We start from the raw sequence: 18,479 nt of genomic DNA on the forward strand, positions 1-18,479 counted from the left end.
CACTGTTATTACGTGTACCTTCCTTTGTACTAACTGGCGATTCTCCGCGCCAGATTTCAGCGCCTTCCCCTTGTCCGGGGCTTGAACCCTGGCAGGCCTAAGAAGGGTCTGACGTTCCTGTCTCACGCCGTTAAAGAAATAAACTTTGATCTGAAAGAAATTTTTTTACGCATTAATCCATGGCTATTGTTCTCCCCTGGCTATGCTTAAAAAACCACTATATCCCTAAAACATTATTCTTTTTCACTTCGTCATTTTATTGCACGCTGCGGCGGTTTTTATCCAGTGATGGTCACCTCGTCGGTCAGTGTGTTTTGGGCTCAATGATAGAGCAGTGCATTGGCAATACCCGAGTCTGGGACTCAGCCAGTCGACTGCCGATCATCACGGGAAGAAAATCATGTCAGAGCTTATGGATCGTCGTGTCATTAACGCTTTAGTCTCTGGTCACTTTGCTGACCCCTTTTCTTTACTGGGCATGCACAAGACTGATAAGGGTCTTGAGGTGCGTGCTCTGTTGCCGGACGCCAGCGAAGTCTGGGTGATTGAAACCAGTACGGGCAAAAAATGTGTGCAACTGGTGTGCCTGGATTCTCGCGGTTTTTTTCAGGGGGTAATCCCCAAACGTAAAACCCCGTTTCGCTATCAACTGGCCGTCACCTGGCACGGCCAGCAAAATTTAATCGACGATGCTTACCGCTTTGGTCCACTGCTGCCGGAAATGGACAGCTGGCTGCTGGCGGAAGGGACCCATCTGCGTCCTTATGAAACCCTCGGTGCGCACGGCGATGTGATTGACGGTGTGATTGGCACCCGCTTTGCCGTCTGGGCACCCAACGCCCAGCGTATCTCGGTGGTGGGTGAATTCAACTTCTGGGATGGTCGCAGGCATCCGATGCGCCTGCGGCGTGAAATTGGTATCTGGGAGTTGTTTATCCCAGGCGCGACGCAGGGGCAGCTCTACAAGTTTGAGATTATCGACCATCAGGGACAGTTGCGGCTGAAAGCCGATCCTTATGCCTTTGAGGCGCAGATGCGCCCACAAACGGCCTCCATGATTTGCGGCATTCCAGAGAAAACTGCGCTGTCACCGGAGCGCCAGCGCGCCAACGGTTTCGATGCACCGATTTCGATTTATGAAGTTCATCTCGGCTCCTGGCGCCGCCACACCGATAACCATTTCTGGCTGAGTTACAAAGAGCTGGCAGAACAGCTGGTGCCTTATGCCAAAGAGATGGGCTTTACCCATCTGGAGCTGCTGCCGATCAATGAGCATCCTTTCGACGGAAGCTGGGGTTATCAACCGCTGGGGATGTATGCCCCGACGCGCCGTTTCGGCACCCGCGACGATTTCCGCGCCTTTATCACTGCCGCCCACAATGCCGGGCTGAATGTGCTGCTGGACTGGGTTCCCGGCCACTTTCCATCGGATGATTTTGGTCTGGCCAGGTTTGACGGTACGGAACTGTATGAACACGGTGACCCGCGTGAAGGCTTTCACCAGGACTGGAACACGCTGATTTATAACTTTGGTCGCCGTGAGGTGAGTAATTATCTGGCGGGGAATGCGCTGTACTGGATAGAGCGTTTCGGCATTGATGGCCTGCGGGTCGATGCGGTGGCATCGATGATTTACCGCGATTACAGCCGCGCCGAAGGTGAATGGGTGCCGAATCACGTCGGCGGACGTGAGAATTTCGAAGCGATTTCTTTCCTGCGTTACACCAACCGGACGTTGGGCCATGCGGCCCCTGGTTCGATTACCGTGGCGGAGGAGTCAACGGACTTTGATGGCGTGTCGCGACCGCCAGAAATGGGCGGCCTGGGCTTCTGGTTTAAATGGAACCTCGGCTGGATGCACGACACCCTCGACTACATGAAGCTTGACCCGATCTACCGCCGTCACCATCACAATCTCATGACGTTCGGCATGCTCTACAACTACACCGAAAACTTTGTGCTGCCGCTTTCCCACGATGAAGTGGTTCACGGCAAGAAGTCGATTCTCGACCGCATGCCGGGTGATGCCTGGCAGAAGTTCGCCAACCTGCGTGCCTATTACGGCTGGATGTTTGGCTTCCCGGGTAAAAAGCTGCTGTTTATGGGCAATGAGTTTGCTCAGGGCAAAGAGTGGAACCACGATACCAGCCTGGACTGGCATCTGCTGGAAGGGGAAGACAACTGGCATCACGGCGTGCAGCGCCTGGTGCGTGACCTGAATCATACCTACCAGGCACAGACGCCGCTGCATCAGCTGGATTTCGACCCGGCCGGGTTTGAATGGCTGGTGGTGGATGACTTCGATAACTCGGTGTTTGTCTTTGTACGCCGCGACCGCAACGGTAATGAGCTGATCGTCGCCAGTAACTTTACTCCGGTGCCGCGTTACGGTTACCGCTTTGGCGTGTCGGGGGCCGGGCGCTGGCGCGAAGTATTGAACACGGACTCCGGCCACTATCACGGCGGCAATAACGGTAACCTCGGAACCATCCGTACCGACGACTGGGGTAGCCACGGACGCAGCCACTCTCTTAGCCTGACGTTGCCCGCGCTGTCAACGATTTGGCTGGTGCGGGAGGTGGAATGACGCCACTTCGTGAGGGACTTCCGGCACCGCGCGGTGCTCACTATGACGGCAAAGGGGTGAACTTCACTCTGTTCTCGCAGCATGCTGAACGCGTGGAGCTGTGCCTGTTTGATGCCAGTGGTACGGAGACGCGCGTGGATCTTCCTGCACGGAGTGGCGACATCTGGCACGGTTATCTGCCCGCGTGTAAGCCGGGCCAGCGTTATGGTTACCGTGTGCATGGCCCGTGGCAGCCGCAGCAGGGGCAGCGTTTTAATCCGGCGAAGCTGTTACTCGATCCCTGTGCGCGCGAAGTGCTGGGTGAAGTGACGGACGATCCCTGCTTCCAGTGCGGGGTTAAGCAGCCCGATCCCCTTGATAGCGGGCCGCTGGCACCGAAAGGTGTCGTGCTGGCCGGTGATTTCGACTGGGACGAGGATGCGCCACCGTGCGTGCCCTGGGGCAGCACCGTGATTTATGAGGCCCATGTGCGGGGCCTGACAAAGCTGCATCCCGATATCCCGGAAGCGATACGCGGCACCTACGCGGCGTTGGGGCATCCGGTAATGATCAACTACTTCCAGCGTCTGGGGATCACCAGCCTGGAGCTGTTGCCGGTGGCCTGCTTCGCCAGTGAACCACGTTTACTGCGCATGGGATTGAGTAATTACTGGGGCTACAACCCGCTGGCGTGTTACGCATTGGAAGCCCGTTACGCCTCAGGCCAGCACCCGCGTCAGGAGTTCCAGCTGGCTGTTAAAGCACTGCATCAGGCGGGCATTGAGGTGATCCTTGACGTGGTGTTTAACCACACCGCGGAACTGGAGGAGAGCGGTCCCACGTTGTCGATGCGCGGCATTGATAATCAGAGCTACTACTGGCTGGACGGGCAGGGGGAGTATCAGAACTGGACCGGTTGCGGCAACACGCAGAATCTCAGTCATCCGCAGGTGATGGCGTGGATGCTCGACTGTCTGCGCTATTGGGTGGAAGAGTGCCATGTTGATGGTTTTCGCTTTGACCTGGCCACCGTGCTGGGGCGCACGCCGGACTATCGTCAGGATGCGCCACTGTTTCAGGCGATTGCGGCCGATCCCGTGCTGTCGGGCTGCAAGCTGATTGCCGAACCCTGGGATATCGGCCCCGGCGGTTATCAGGTGGGGAATTTTCCTCCTCCCTTCGCCGAATGGAACGACCACTTCCGTGATGCCACGCGGCGCTACTGGTTGCACGGTGAGCTGTCTAACGGCGACTTTGCGCGGCGTTTTGCCGGGTCGAGCGATGTCTTTGACCGTGGCGGCCGACGGCCTTCCAGCAGTATCAATCTGATCACCGCCCACGACGGTTTTACCCTGCGTGATGTGGTCAGCTATGAACATAAACATAACGAAGCGAACGGCGAAGATAACCGCGATGGCAGCAGCAATAACTTCAGCCATAACCACGGTGTGGAAGGATTGCAGGCGCCGTTGCTGATTATGGAACACCGCCGTCGTAGCGTGCATGCCCTGCTGGCGACGCTGCTGCTGGCCCAGGGGACGCCGATGCTACTGGCCGGGGATGAACACGGACACAGCCAGCACGGCAACAATAATGCTTACTGCCAGGACAATCCGCTGACATGGTTCAACTGGCAGCAGCACGATCGCGGACTGTTTGCTTTCACCGCCGCACTGATCCATCTGCGCCGCCATATTCCGGCGTTGCAGCAGGACCGCTGGTGGCAGGACGGTGATGGCAATGTGGAGTGGCTGAACGACCAGGGGCAGCCGTTGACCACCGCGCAGTGGGAGCAGGGGGCGCACCGTTTGCAGGTCAGGCTTTCACAGCACTGGCTACTGACGATCAACGCCACCGAAGAAGTGTATGACCTGGTGTTACCTGAAGGGAAATGGCATGCCATTCCGCCCTTCGCCGGGGATGATAACCCGATCCTCTCAACGGTCTGGCATGGAGCCGCCCAAGGTGTATGCGTGTTCCAGGAACAATCATAATAGGAATCAGACATGGTCAAATTAGATAAGAACGACCCTGTAATGCTGGCAAGGCAACTCCCTACACAAACTGTTGCGCTGATCCTTGCGGGTGGCCGCGGTACGCGTCTGAAAGACCTGACCGCCAAGCGTGCTAAACCTGCCGTCCACTTCGGCGGAAAGTTTCGCATTATCGATTTTGCGCTGTCCAACTGCCTCAACTCTGGCATACGACGGATTGCGGTGATCACCCAGTATCAGTCGCACACGTTGGTCCAGCACATCCAGCGCGGCTGGTCCTTCCTCAATGAAGAGATGAACGAGTTTGTCGATCTGTTGCCCGCGCAGCAGCGCCTCTCCACCGACCACTGGTATCGCGGCACCGCCGATGCGGTAACACAGAACCTCGATATCATCCGTCGTTACCGTGCCCAGTACATCGTGATCCTCGCCGGGGACCACATCTACAAGATGGACTACTCGCGCATGCTGATTGATCACGTGGAAAACGGCGCGCGCTGCACCATTGCCTGCCTGCCGGTGCCGCTGGAGGAGGCCAGTTCCTTCGGTGTGATGAAGGTGGATGACGACAACAAGGTGGTGGAGTTCCTTGAGAAACCTGAGAACCCACCCTCCATGCCGGGCGACAGCAGCCGGGCGTTAGCCAGCATGGGCATCTATGTGTTTGATGCCGAATATCTCTACGGCCTGCTGGAAGTCGATCAGGCGTTACCGGAGTCGAGCCATGATTTCGGTAAAGATTTGCTGCCGAAAATTGTCGCCAGCGGTGAAGCGCTGGCCCACTCGTTCAGTCTCTCCTGCGTGCAGCATGATGCGACAGCAGAACCTTACTGGCGCGATGTCGGCACGCTGGAGGCCTACTGGAAAGCCAATCTTGACCTCGCTTCGGTGATGCCGGAACTGGATATGTATGACAGTACCTGGCCTATCCGTACCCATATGGAACCGCTACCGCCTGCGAAGTTTGTGCAGGACCGCTCCGGTAGCCACGGGATGACAATGAATTCGCTGGTGTCAGGGGGCTGCATTATCTCTGGTTCAGTGGTGGTGAACTCGGTGCTGTTCTCCCGTGTTCGGATTAACTCCTTCTGCAATATTGAGTCGTCGGTATTACTGCCGGATGTGGAGGTGGGACGTTCCTGCCGTCTGCGACGTTGTGTGATAGACCGTGCCTGCGTACTGCCAGAAGGAACGGTGATTGGCGAAAACCCGGATGATGATGCCCGGCGTTTCCACCGATCGGAAGAAGGGATCGTTCTTGTCACCAGGACCATGCTGGCGAAGCTTGGCTGGTGTTAGCACAAAAGTTATCCAAGATAATTGAAGTTGTCTCTTCAAGTATGGCGGATAAAAAGGAGCCGATAATGCAGGTGCTACACGTCTGTTCAGAAATTTTCCCGCTGCTAAAAACCGGCGGACTTGCTGATGTTATTGGGGCATTACCGGCGGCACAAATTGCTGACGGGACGGATACGCGGGTGTTGTTACCCGCCTTTCCGGCGTTGAAAAAAGCCATTACGCCGACCCAGGTGGTAGCTAAGCTGCAAACTTTTGCCGGTTATGTGGAACTGCACTTTGGTCATTATGATGGCGTGGGAATTTATCTGATCGATGCGCCCGGCCTGTACGAACGGCCCGGTAGTCCCTATCACGATGAGTCGCAGTACGCCTATGCTGATAACCATCTGCGCTTTGCGCTGCTGGGCTGGATTGGCTGTGAGCTGGCGTGTGGGCTGGATAACTGGTGGCGGCCGGATGTGGTGCATGCACATGACTGGCACGCGGGGCTTGCCTGTGCCTATCTGGCTGCGCGGGGGCGTCCGGCAAAATCGGTGTTTACGGTTCATAATCTGGCATATCAGGGGCTGTTTGAAGCGTGGCATCTGGATCTGCTCCAGCTCCCGCCCTCCTTCTTCAATATGCACGGGCTGGAGTTCCACGGGCAGATCTCATTCCTTAAAGCCGGGCTGTTCTATGCCGACCATATCACGGCCGTCAGCCCGACTTATGCGCGTGAAATTACCCAGCCTGAATTTGGCTACGGTATGGAAGATTTACTGAAGCAGCGTCAGCGGGAAGGACGGCTGAGCGGGATACTTAACGGCGTTGATCCGGCCATCTGGGATCCGGAGCAGGATTTGCTACTGAATGCGCGCTACAACCGTGATGTGCTGGAGGCCAAGCTGGAGAACAAACGGCAATTGCAGATCACCATGGGATTAAAGATCGACGACAAAGCGCCGATCTTTGCTGTTGTCAGCCGTTTAACGAAACAGAAAGGGCTGGACCTGGTGCTGGAAGCACTGCCGGGACTGCTGGAGCAGGGCGGTCAGCTGGTATTACTGGGTGCAGGAGATACCGAACTGCAACAGGGATTCCTTGCTGCCGCGGCTGAATATCCGGGCCAGGTGGGGGTGCAGATAGGCTATCACGAAGCCTTCTCGCACCGCATTATGGGTGGCGCTGATGTGATTATGGTGCCGAGCCGTTTTGAGCCTTGCGGTCTGACACAGCTTTATGGATTGAAATACGGCACGCTGCCGCTGGTGCGGCGCACCGGAGGGCTGGCTGATACAGTGAATGACAGTTCACTGGAAAATCTGGCGGACGGTATTGCCAGCGGTTTTGCTTTTGAAGACAGTAATGCCTGGTCGTTATTGCGTGCAATTCGACGTGCTTTTGTTCTCTGGTCCCGTCCTTCGTTGTGGCGCTATGTTCAGCGTCAGGCAATGGGGATGGATTTTAGCTGGCAGGTGGCTGCTGTGGCCTACCGCGATCTCTATCAACGTTTGTTGTAACCAGAAAATGGGAAATTTGATATGAATGCACCTTTCTCTTATTCCTCACCGACGCTCAGTGTCGATGCACTCAAGCACTCAATTGCCTATAAGCTGATGTTTACCATTGGCAAAGACCCTTCTATTGCTAACAAGCACGAGTGGCTGAACGCCACACTGTTGGCCGTGCGTGATCGTATGGTCGAGCGCTGGCTGCGATCTAATCGTGCTCAATTGTCTCAGGATGTGCGGCAGGTGTATTACCTGTCGATGGAGTTTCTGGTGGGGCGCACGTTGTCCAATGCGCTGCTGGCGATGGGCATCTACGACGATGCAAAGTCGGCTCTGGAGGAGATGGGCTTCGATCTTGAGGAGCTGATTGAAGAAGAGAGCGATCCGGGGCTGGGTAACGGTGGTCTTGGCCGTCTTGCGGCCTGTTTTCTCGATTCCCTTGCCACGCTCGGTCTGCCGGGACGCGGCTACGGCATTCGTTACGAATACGGCATGTTCAAACAGAATATCGTCGATGGCCGCCAGGCGGAGTCACCGGATTACTGGCTGGAATACGGTAACCCCTGGGAGTTCCAGCGCTTTAACACCCGCTACAAGGTGCGCTTCGGCGGTCGTATTCAACAGGAAGGCAGCCGCGCGCGCTGGGTAGAAACCGAAGAGGTGCTGGCTACCGCTTACGATCAAATTATCCCCGGCTACGATACGGATGCCACCAATACCCTGCGGCTTTGGGGCGCGCAGGCCAGCAATGAAATCAACCTCGGGAAGTTTAACCAGGGCGATTACTTTGCGGCGGTGGAAGATAAGAACCATTCGGAAAACGTGTCGCGCGTGCTCTATCCCGATGATTCGACCTATTCCGGGCGTGAACTGCGTCTGCGTCAGGAGTACTTCCTGGTCTCGGCGACGGTGCAGGATATCCTTCATCGTCACTGGGCGATGCACCAGACCTTTGATAACCTGGCCGATAAAATTGCTCTGCATCTTAATGATACCCATCCGGTGCTGGCGATCCCGGAACTGATGCGCGTGCTGATCGATGAGAACAAATTTAACTGGGACGACGCGTTTGAAGTCACCTGTCAGGTGTTCTCCTACACCAACCACACGTTGATGCAGGAAGCACTGGAGACCTGGCCGGTGGATATGATCGGTAAAATTTTGCCGCGTCACCTGCAAATTATTTTCGATATCAATGACTACTTCCTGAAGACCATCCAGGATTACTACCCGGATGACTGGGCATTGCTGTCGCGTATCTCCATCATTGATGAGAATAACGGGCGACGTATCCGTATGGCCTGGCTGGCGGTGATAGTCAGCCATAAAGTGAATGGCGTCTCTGAGCTGCACTCTAATCTGATGGTTCAGTCGCTGTTTGCTGATTTTGCCAAACTGTTCCCCGGCCGTTTCTGCAACAAAACCAATGGCGTGACGCCGCGCCGCTGGCTGGCGCTGGCAAACCCGGCACTCTCCGATGTCCTGGATGAGACGATTGGCCGTACCTGGCGCACTGAACTGAGCCAGCTGGATGAGCTGAAACAGCATATCGACTACCCGAACTTTATTGAGCAGGTAGCGAGTGCCAAGCTGAAGAATAAAAAGCGTCTGGCGGCCTATATCAGCCAGAATTTGGATGTGGTTATTGATCCGCGTGCGATGTTTGATGTGCAGATTAAGCGTATTCACGAGTACAAACGCCAGCTACTGAATGTCTTGCACGTCATCACCCGCTATAACCGCATCAAAGCCGACCCGACGGCCGATTGGGTGCCTCGCGTGAATATTTTCGCCGGGAAAGCCGCCTCGGCCTACTTTATGGCGAAGCATATTATTCAATTGATCAACGATGTGGCGAAGGTGATCAACAACGATCCGCAGGTGAAGAACAAACTGAAAGTGGTGTTTATTCCTAACTACGGCGTGAGCCTGGCGCAGATCATTATTCCGGCGGCCGATCTCTCCGAGCAGATTTCACTGGCGGGAACCGAAGCGTCCGGGACCAGTAATATGAAATTTGCCCTCAACGGCGCACTGACGATTGGTACGCTGGACGGGGCGAACGTCGAGATGCTGGATCATGTGGGTGACGAGAATATCTTTATCTTCGGCAACACCACACCGCAGGTCGAAGCGCTGCGCAACAGCGGTTATAACTCGCATGCTTACTATGAGAAGGATGCCGAACTGCATCAGGTTCTGATACAGATTGCCACCGGGGTGTTCAGCCCTCAGGAGCCGGGGCGTTATCGCAATATCTTTGATTCCCTGGTTAATCTCGGGGACCATTATCAGCTGCTGGCCGATTATCGCAGCTATGTGGATACTCAGGATAAGGTCGATAAGCTGTATCGTAATCAGGAAGAGTGGACGCGCTGTGCGGTGCACAACATTGCCAATATGGGGTATTTCTCGTCAGACAGGACCATTCAGGAGTATGCGGATGAGATCTGGGGGATAAAACCGATTCGGTTGTAAAACGGGTATGAACGGGCGGACCGAAAAGAAGGTCCGCCCCTGCGCAGGTCGGTTATCGGGTTATGACGCCAGTGACAACGCTGCGGGTTTCTTACCGTGCTCTGCCAGCCACGCAGTCACTCGCGCCTGCTGTTCATCGTTCAGCCACATCCCTTCTTTGGTACGACGCCAGATAGCATCGTCGGTCACGCGTACCCATTCGTGCGCAACCTGGTAACGCAGTTCCGCTTCATAGAAGTGGTGGCCAAACAGCTCGCCCAGATCCTCAAGAGAAGTCGCGTCTTTCAGCAGCAGTTCTGTATTGCTGCCATAGGTTCGCGCGTAGTGGCGTGCCATCGCTTCAGTAATGAACGGGAAGCGGCGACGCAGGGTCGCGGCGTAATCTTCGCGTGTTCCGGCAAAGTTCCCCCCCGGCAGGACACAGCTTTTGGTCCATGCAGCACCGATATTCGGGTAGTACTTGCTCAGTTTCTCCATCGCGTGCTCGGCCAGCTTACGGTAGGTGGTCAGCTTACCGCCGAAAACGGAAAGCAGCGGTGCCTGGCCGGCATCATCATGCACATCCAGCGTGTAATCGCGGGTAATCGCCTGCGGAGAATCTGACTCATCGTCACACAGCGGACGCACGCCGGAGTAAGTCCAGACGATATCATCGCGGCCCAGATCTTTCTTGAAGTGGGCATTAAAGACGTTCAGCAGATAGTCGACTTCGTTATCGTCGATTTTCACATTCTGTGGATCGCCTTTGTACTCAACATCGGTGGTACCGATAATCGAGAACTCATCCATCCACGGAATGACGAAGACAATACGGTGATCTTCGTTCTGCAGAATATAAGCCTGCTTCTGTGTGTGTACGCGAGGCACCACGATATGGCTGCCTTTGATCAGGCGGATGCCATACGGCGACTTCAGCTTCAGGCCGTCATCAAACAGCTGTTTGACCCACGGACCGGCAGCATTCACCAGGCCTTTGGCGCGCCAGGTAAAGGTTTTGCCGCTGTCGATGTCTTCGGCTTCCACGATCCACAGACCGTTTTCACGTCGGGCGCGCGTGACGCGGGTGCGGGTACGCACTTCGCCGCCACGCTTCTCAATTTCCTGCGCGTTCAGCACCACCAGGCGAGCATCATCTACCCAGCAGTCAGAATATTCGAAACCGCGCACGATTTCTGGCTTCAGCACCGAGTCTGAGCCAAAACGCAAACCCTTACTGCCCGGCAGGCTGGTACGTTTGCCCAGGTGGTCGTACATAAACAGACCGACGCGGATCATCCAGGCTGGACGAAGATGCGGACGGTGTGGCAGACGGAAACGCATGGGGAAAGCAATGTGAGGTGCCATTTTCAGCAGCACTTCACGTTCGGCAAGTGCTTCACTCACCAGGCGGAATTCATAGTGTTCCAGGTAACGCAGGCCACCGTGGATAAGTTTAGAACTGGCAGACGAGGTGGCGCAGGCGAGATCTTGCGCCTCCAGCATCAGTACTGACAGGCCGCGCCCGGCAGCATCAGCTGCAATGCCAGCACCGTTAATACCGCCGCCGATTACGATCAGGTCTTTGGTTTCCACGTCATCTCCTCCGATGTTCGGAATCTTTCACTAATGTTCGTTTTCGAGCATTATATTAATCGGAAACCAACACTGATGCTAGCGTTAACCTAATAAAAACAATTATGCGTGATGCAGGTAACATATTTGCTGCAAGAAAAGGGTTATCTCCCTGCTAATTACCAGGTTCTTGTGTGCCAGCTTCAGGCTACAATGGGGCTGATTTGGTCACTTTTTTAGCTTTTGACGAGAACCCACCATGGAACAATTTGAGTGCATCAACGTACAGCAGACGCAGCAGAAACTCTCTGAAGACAATGCGTTACTGGTTGATATTCGCGACCCTCAGAGTTTTGCCGCAGCCCATGCCCGCGGCGCTTTTCATCTGACGAACGATTCACTGCCTGTTTTTATCTCCCAGGCGGCGTTGACGACTCCGGTGCTGGTAATGTGCTACCACGGCAACAGCAGTAAAGGGGCCGCGCAGTACCTGCTCAATCAGGGGTTTACAACGGTTTACAGTATTGATGGCGGTTTTGAAGCCTGGCGTGCTGCGTTCCCGCAGCAGATTGAGGCTGCGTAACGTCCCCCGAGCCTCCGGTTAACGCTTCGCACCTGCAATCTGGCGGGTGGAGTGTATATACTGCCGGTTTGTCTGGTCTGACTGAAAGGAAATCGCTTTTCTATGCGCATCACCCATTTTACTCATCTGCGTCCGGCACAGGCGTTTGTCGATTACATGGCGACGCGCGGTGTGACCTTGCGCGTTGAGCACGATAATGGTTACACCCTGTGGCTGGATGATGAAACGCAGCTGACGGTGGTCGAAAACGAACTTAACCAGTTTATCCGTGACCCTAACCATGTTCGCTATCAGGCGGCCAGCTGGACCTCAGGCACGACCGACAGCGGGATCCACTATCAGCATGTTTCACTGCTGGATAATCTGCGTGAGCGTGCTGGCATTGTTACGTTGACCGTGATGGCGGCCTGCGTGCTGGTCTTTATCCTGATGCAGGTGCTTGGGGATGGCGCGGTGATGCGTCTGCTCTCCTGGCCGGATGCTGATCAGCACTTTGAACTGTGGCGCTGGTTTAGCCATGCCTTACTGCACTTCTCGCTGTTGCATATTCTGTTTAACCTGATGTGGTTTTGGTATCTTGGCGGCACGCTGGAAAAGCGGCTCGGCAGCGGCAAGCTGTTCGTGATTATGTTGATTTCCGCGCTGCTCAGCGGCTGGATGCAGGCCAAGTTCAGTGGTGTGCTGTTCGGTGGGCTTTCCGGCGTGGTTTACGCCCTGATGAGCTATTCCTGGCTGAGCGGTGAACGTAGCCCTGAGCGCGGGATCTTCCTGCAACGTGGATTGATGGCCTTTGCGGTTCTCTGGTTGCTGGTGGGATATTTCGGCTGGTTTGGTTTGTCGATTGCCAATGCAGCGCACGTGACGGGGCTGCTGGTTGGGCTGGCGATGGCCTTTGTCGATACGCGTCATAAAAAAAGCTAAAAGGATAACAGCGTGAAGCAGACACAACGACATGACGGCATCATCGAGCTGGTGCGCCGTCAGGGATATGTCAGTACCGAAGAGCTGGTTGAGCACTTTGATGTCAGCCCGCAAACTATTCGTCGCGATCTCAACGATCTGGCCGAGCAGAACAAAATTCAGCGCCATCACGGCGGTGCCGCATTACCTTCCAGTTCGGAAAATACCGCCTGGCAGGACCGAAAGATGATGTGGTCGGCAGAGAAAGCGCGTATTGCTCAGCGAGTGGCCAGCCAGATCCCTGATGGCGCTTCTCTGTTTATTGATATCGGCACCACGCCAGAAGCAGTCGCCCATGCGCTGATGAACCACAGCAATCTGCGTATTGTCACCAATAACCTGAACGTTGCGGTGTTACTGATGGCGAAACCCGATTTTCGTCTGATCCTGGCCGGCGGCGAAGTCCGTACCCGTGACGGGGGGATTATGGGTGAAGCTACGCTCGATTATATTTCTCAGTTCCGTCTCGATTACGGCATTCTGGGTATCAGCGGCATCGATATGGACGGCTCCCTGCTGGACTTCGACTACCACGAAGTGCGTACCAAACGCGCGATAATCGAGAATTCTCGCTGTGTGATGCTGGTGGCTGACCACTCTAAATTTGGCCGCAACGCGATGGTTAACCTTGGCAATATGGGCTTGATCGATTATCTGTTTACCGACCAGGCACCGCCACCAAGCGTGATGAAAACCATCGAACAGCACGACGTTCATCTGGAACTCTGCTAGCCCGGTCAGTAGCGGGTGATCTAAAAAAAGATCGCCCGCTACTGGCGCGTTTTACGAATTCACTCATACTCAGATCAGCCTCTTTTTTTTTCATTTCCTATTCTCATTCTGGGCGTGCAGCCTGCTCTGCACCCCATTGCCGTGCGCTTTATCCGGGCAGCCCAGCCCGGTTAGTTGTCTCCCTCTAGTTGTTTAATTGCTTTTTTTTCGCTCATCGCATTCTGCGGTGAGCTTTTTTTCGTTTTGCCGTCTTAACTGTAAAGTGCTTCCAGTCACATTTTGCCCACCCGTTTAAGAGGGATTGTATGTCGCAACAGAAATTCAATAAGGCGCGCTTTGATGCGGCGTTGACGCGTCAGTGGCAGCATCTTGGCTATGCCCGTGCCGCAGACATGACCGCCCACCAGTGGTGGCAGGCCATCAGCGGTGCACTGGCAGAACTGCTGGCGTCACAGCCGACGGCGAAAGTCGGGAAAAAGCAGCGTCACGTTAACTATATTTCCATGGAGTTTCTAATTGGCCGCCTCACCGGGAATAACCTGCTGAATTTGGGCTGGTATGACGAAGTGAAAGCGGCACTGGCTGAGCATCAGCGCGATCTCAGTGAGCTGCTGGAAGAAGAGGTCGATCCGGCACTGGGTAATGGTGGTTTGGGGCGGCTGGCGGCCTGCTATCTGGATTCGATGGCGACCGTGGGGCAGCAGGCCACGGGCTATGGACTGAATTATCAGTACGGTTTGTTCCGCCAGTCGTTTGACGATGGTCAGCAGAAAGAAGCGCCGGATGACTGGCAGCGTGAGCGTTATCCGTGGTTTCGCCACAATGCGGCGCTGGACGTGAATGTCGGCATCGGTGGGACGGTAATCAAAAATGCCGATGGCCAACTGTCGTGGCATCCGGCGTTTACCCTGCGCGGCGAAGCCTGGGATCTGCCCGTGACCGGTTACCGCAACGGTGTGGTACAGCCGCTGCGTTTGTGGCAGGCCACCCATGCACACCCGTTCGACCTCACACTGTTTAACGACGGCAAGTTTCTCGCGGCTGAGCAGCAGGGCATTGATGCTGCGAAGCTGACCAGGGTGCTGTACCCCAACGATAATCATCAGGAAGGAAAGCGTCTGCGCCTGATGCAGCAGTACTTCCAGTGTGCCTGTTCAGTGGCCGATATTCTGCGCCGCCATCACCTTGCCGGGCACAGCATACATACGCTGCCGGACTATGAGGTGATTCAGCTTAATGATACCCACCCGACCATCGCCATTCCCGAGATGCTGCGCGTGCTGCTGGATGAGCACCAGTTAAGCTGGGACGAGGCCTGGGCGATTACCAGCCAGACCTTCGCGTACACCAATCACACGCTGATGCCGGAAGCGCTGGAGCGCTGGGATGAACGTCTGGTACGCAGCCTGCTGCCGCGCCATTTCACCTTGATCAAAGAGATCAACCGACGCTTTAAAAAGGTGGTGGAGAAACAGTGGCCGGGGGATGAAGCCGTCTGGGCGAAGCTGGCGGTGGTACAGGATAAACAGGTGCGCATGGCTAATCTCTGCGTGGTCAGCGGTTTTGCCGTGAATGGCGTTGCGGCGCTGCATTCTGAACTGGTGGTGAAGGATCTGTTCCCGGAATATCACCTGCTGTGGCCGGAGAAATTCCATAACGTCACCAACGGCATTACGCCGCGTCGCTGGCTGAAGCAGTGTAATCCGGCGCTGGCCGGGCTGATTGATGACACGCTGAACGTTGAATGGGTGAACAATCTGGATGCCCTGAAAGGGCTGGAAGCCTTTGCCGACAATAAAGCGTTCCGTAAACAGTATCGACAGATTAAACGTGACAACAAGCTGCGTCTGGCAGAGTACATTGTGCAGCGCACCGGTATTGTGGTGAACCCGGATGCGTTGTTCGATGTGCAGATCAAACGCCTGCATGAGTACAAACGCCAGCATCTTGGTCTGATGCATATCCTCTCTCTTTACAAACGACTGCGCGATAATCCGAAACTGGACGTGGTGCCGCGTGTGTTTCTGTTTGGTGCCAAAGCCGCACCGGGTTACTACCTGGCGAAGAATATTATCTATGCCATCAATAAGGTGGCGGAGAAGATCAATAACGACCCGCTGGTGGGCGACAAGCTGAAAGTGGTGTTCATTCCAGACTACCGCATCACGGCGGCTGAGCTGATGATCCCGGCAGCCGATCTGTCAGAACAGATCTCCACTGCCGGATATGAAGCCTCCGGTACCGGCAATATGAAGCTGGCGCTGAATGGTGCGCTGACCGTAGGGACGCTCGATGGGGCCAACGTCGAAATCGCTGAGCAGGTGGGCGAAGAGAATATCTTTATCTTTGGCAATACGGTGGACCAGGTTAAAGCCCTGAAAGCCAGCGGTTACCAGCCGCTGAAGCTGCGTAAAAAAGACAAACATCTTGATAGCCTGTTGAAAGAGCTGGAGAAAGGATTCTTCAGTAATGGGGATAAGCACGCCTTCGACATGATGCTGCACAGCCTGGGTAAAGGGGGCGATCCGTGGCTGGTGCTGGCCGATTTCGCCAGCTACTGCGAAGCGCAGCTGAAAGTTGAAGCGCTGTACCGCGACCAGGAGGCCTGGACGAAGGCGGCCATTCTGAATACGGCTCGCACCGGGATGTTCAGCTCTGACCGTTCGATTCGGGATTATCAGCAGCGTATCTGGCAGGCTAAACGGCCCGGGAGAGACGATGGACGTCAAAAAGCGTGAGCAGGCCGCGGCGGCGGCGGGTATAGCGGCGAACTATATTAATGCCCGTGGGCAGCCAGAAGAGGTGAGCGCCGGGACGCGTGAAAAGCTGCTTGCTGCTATGGCGGCACGGCCAAAGGCAGGCAACGATCCGTTACCCCCCTGCAAGGTGCTGCGGAAAAAGCGCGTTCAGCAGCTTCCGGTCGGCGGTAAGGGCGACTATCGGTGGCAGTTTGACAGTGAGCAGGGGAAAACCTGGCAGGGATCGGTGCCCGCCGGAGAGTTGCTGACGCTGCCAGCGAATTTGCCGGAAGGCTATCACCACCTGCTGCTGACTCAGGGGAAAAAACAGTGGGCGTGCCGGATTATCGTGGCGCCGAAGCGCTGTTATGAGCCTGCGGCATTAAAGCGCGGCGACAAACTGTGGGGCGCCTGTGTGCAGCTCTATACGTTGCGATCGGCGCAGAACTGGGGGATCGGTGACTTCGGCGACTTGAAGCGCATGGTCAGTGAGATCGCCACACGCGGCGGCGCCTTTATTGGCCTCAATCCGATCCACGCGCTTTATCCTTCCCTGCCTGAAAATGCCAGTCCGTACAGCCCGTCGTCACGGCGCTGGCTGAATGTCATGTATATCGATATAGCCGCCGTGCCGGATTTCCAGCACAGCAAGGCAGCACAACGCTGGTGGCAGAAAAAAAACACTCAGACGGCGTTACAAACTGCGCGTGATGCCGACTGGGTGGATTATGCGCGGGTGGGGGCGTTGAAAATTCAGGGGCTGCGCCATGCCTGGTTGCAGTTCGCCGTGCGTGATGCGCAGGATGCCAGCGTGAAGCATTTTGAGGCTTTTATACGCGCCGGGGGGGAAAGCCTGTTAAATCAGGCGGCCTTTGATGCCCTGCACAGCGCCCTGGTGAAAGAGGACCCGACACGCTGGGGCTGGCCGGTATGGCCTGAAAATATACAACAGGGTGACAGCGAGGCGGTGCAGCAGTTTTGCCGCGAGCAGCAGGATGAAGTGCGTTTCTGGTTATGGCTGCAATGGCTGGCGAATCGTCAGTTTGATGAGTGCTGGCATTGCTGCCAGCAGCACCAGATGCCGGTGGGGCTTTACCGTGATTTAGCCGTGGGCGTGGCGGAAGGGGGATCGGAAACCTGGTGCGATCGCGAGCTGTACCGGTTGAAAGCCTCCGTCGGCGCACCGCCGGATATCCTCGGCCCGCTCGGGCAAAACTGGGGATTACCGCCGATGGACCCGCACGTCATGGCGGCACGTGGCTACCAACCGTTTATTGACCTGCTGCGGGCGAATATGGCGAGCTGCGGCGCACTGCGCATCGATCATGTGATGTCGCTTTTACGCTTGTGGTGGATCCCTTACGGTGAAACGGCCAACTTCGGTGCCTACGTCCACTATCCGGTCGATGACTTAATGGCGATCCTTGCGCTGGAGAGTCAGCGCCATCAGTGCATGGTGATCGGTGAGGATCTCGGTACGGTGCCGGTGGAGATCGTCAGTAAGCTGCGCGACAGTGGTATCTATTCGTGGAAGGTTCTCTACTTCGAGCAGGAGAGTGAGGATCGCTACCGGGCACCCTCCGCCTGGCCGCGTCAGTCGATGGCGAGTGCAACAACCCACGATCTGCCGACGTTGCGGGGCTTCTGGAGCGCCGGGGATCTTACTCTGGGGGAAACGCTGGGCCTGTATCCTGACAAGCTGGTTCTCAGCGGGCTGTTCGAGCAGCGCGCCCGCCAGAAGCAGGCATTGCTGGAGGCATTGCACCGTCATCACTGTGTGCCTAAAAGCGGTGGTAAACGGGCTGACAGGATGGCGATGACGGCGGTACTCAATCGTGGGTTACAGCGTTTTATTGCCGACAGCAACAGCGCGCTGTTGGGGCTACAACCTGAGGACTGGCTGGATATGGCCGACCCGGTGAATGTGCCGGGCACCACCGATCAGTACCCCAACTGGCGGCGTAAACTGAGCGTCACGCTGGAGGCGATGTTTGCTGATGAGCGGGTTAACCGCCTGATTAAGGATATCGATAAACGACGTAAGGCGTGAAGGCAGGGCGGATCCGATATTCAATCCGCCCACGATCA

At 55.8% G+C, this 18,479-nt stretch carries 11 protein-coding genes; 10 read left to right on the plus strand and 1 reads right to left on the minus strand.

Features of this window, described 5'->3' with window-relative positions:
- The first annotated feature begins 400 nt into the window (after window positions 1-400).
- From glgB to glgP, 5 genes are all read left to right on the plus strand, one after another.
- On the plus strand, window positions 401-2,587 hold the full coding sequence (gene glgB, locus ACFL9S_RS01215; protein ID WP_405259829.1) for a 1,4-alpha-glucan branching enzyme: 2,187 nt from the start codon (window positions 401-403) through the stop codon (window positions 2,585-2,587).
- The gene (glgX, locus tag ACFL9S_RS01220) at window positions 2,584-4,560 is read left to right on the plus strand and encodes a glycogen debranching protein GlgX (protein WP_405259831.1); all 1,977 of its coding nucleotides are present in this window, start codon (window positions 2,584-2,586) and stop codon (window positions 4,558-4,560) included. Before glgB ends, glgX begins: the two co-directional genes overlap by 4 nt.
- Before the next feature lie 12 nt (window positions 4,561-4,572).
- A complete protein-coding gene (gene glgC / locus ACFL9S_RS01225) occupies window positions 4,573-5,859 on the plus strand; it encodes a glucose-1-phosphate adenylyltransferase (RefSeq protein WP_405259833.1) in 1,287 nt (428 codons plus the stop codon).
- A gap of 65 nt (window positions 5,860-5,924) precedes the next feature.
- Window positions 5,925-7,358: a glycogen synthase GlgA gene (gene glgA, locus ACFL9S_RS01230; RefSeq protein WP_405259834.1), complete on the plus strand. Its 1,434-nt coding sequence runs from the start codon at window positions 5,925-5,927 to the stop codon at window positions 7,356-7,358.
- A gap of 21 nt (window positions 7,359-7,379) precedes the next feature.
- Window positions 7,380-9,827: a glycogen phosphorylase gene (gene glgP, locus ACFL9S_RS01235; protein WP_405259835.1), complete on the plus strand. Its 2,448-nt coding sequence runs from the start codon at window positions 7,380-7,382 to the stop codon at window positions 9,825-9,827.
- 60 nt (window positions 9,828-9,887) lie between these two features.
- Here the strand turns inward: glgP and glpD are convergent, their stop codons facing one another.
- On the minus strand, window positions 9,888-11,399 hold the full coding sequence (gene glpD / locus ACFL9S_RS01240; RefSeq protein ID WP_405259837.1) for a glycerol-3-phosphate dehydrogenase: 1,512 nt from the start codon (window positions 11,397-11,399) through the stop codon (window positions 9,888-9,890).
- 238 nt (window positions 11,400-11,637) lie between these two features.
- Between glpD and glpE the strand changes: the two genes are divergently transcribed.
- The 5 genes from glpE (at window position 11,638) to malQ (ending at window position 18,441) form a co-directional block, all read left to right on the plus strand.
- Window positions 11,638-11,961 carry a thiosulfate sulfurtransferase GlpE gene (gene glpE / locus ACFL9S_RS01245; RefSeq protein WP_405259838.1) on the plus strand — a complete coding sequence of 108 codons (324 nt, stop codon included), beginning with the start codon at window positions 11,638-11,640 and terminating at the stop codon, window positions 11,959-11,961.
- 102 nt (window positions 11,962-12,063) lie between these two features.
- Entirely contained in the window at window positions 12,064-12,882 is an 819-nt protein-coding gene (glpG, locus tag ACFL9S_RS01250) for a rhomboid family intramembrane serine protease GlpG (protein WP_405259840.1), read from the plus strand.
- Window positions 12,883-12,894: 12 nt separating this feature from the next.
- The gene (locus tag ACFL9S_RS01255) at window positions 12,895-13,653 is read left to right on the plus strand and encodes a DeoR/GlpR family transcriptional regulator (protein WP_405259843.1); all 759 of its coding nucleotides are present in this window, start codon (window positions 12,895-12,897) and stop codon (window positions 13,651-13,653) included.
- A 305-nt stretch (window positions 13,654-13,958) separates the two neighbouring features.
- Complete coding sequence (gene malP / locus ACFL9S_RS01260) at window positions 13,959-16,391, plus strand: maltodextrin phosphorylase (RefSeq protein ID WP_405259845.1); 2,433 nt, start codon at window positions 13,959-13,961, stop codon at window positions 16,389-16,391.
- Window positions 16,372-18,441: a 4-alpha-glucanotransferase gene (malQ, locus tag ACFL9S_RS01265; RefSeq protein WP_405259846.1), complete on the plus strand. Its 2,070-nt coding sequence runs from the start codon at window positions 16,372-16,374 to the stop codon at window positions 18,439-18,441. The genes malP and malQ overlap by 20 nt, the downstream gene beginning before the upstream one ends.
- Window positions 18,442-18,479: the final 38 nt, after the last annotated feature.

The sequence above is a fragment of the Erwinia sp. AnSW2-5 genome (assembly GCF_045107195.1).
Classification (GTDB): Bacteria; Pseudomonadota; Gammaproteobacteria; order Enterobacterales; family Enterobacteriaceae; genus Erwinia.